Annotated in this window: 1 protein-coding gene; it reads right to left on the bottom strand. The window is 52.2% G+C overall.

What is annotated here, in order from left to right; genetic code table 11:
* The coding region (locus tag EOD29_RS31915; protein WP_164763952.1) for a polysaccharide biosynthesis protein at nt 1–270 on the bottom strand (270 nt) is incomplete at both ends.

The following is a 270-nucleotide window of genomic DNA, read 5'->3' as shown; positions in this document are numbered from 1 at the left end:
GTTTCATAGAGTTTCTCGCCGTGACGGGTTCCCATGACATGCACGGGATGGGACTGCATATTCATGATCGTACTGATAGCCTCCGCGAGTACGGCAATCGTGGCTGCAGGAGCTTTCTGGACGAAGATATCGCCGTTGTTGCCACGCTCGAAAGCATAGAGAACAAGATCTATGGCGTCGTCGAGAGTCATCATAAACCGCGTCATCGCGGGGTTCGTGATGGTCAGCGGTTTTCCTGCCAAGATCTGCTCGACAAAAAGTGGAATAACC

Source organism: Mesorhizobium sp. M1A.T.Ca.IN.004.03.1.1 (assembly GCF_003997555.1).
Classification (GTDB): domain Bacteria; phylum Pseudomonadota; class Alphaproteobacteria; order Rhizobiales; family Rhizobiaceae; genus Mesorhizobium.
This window is presented reverse-complemented; position numbering and strand designations above follow the sequence as displayed.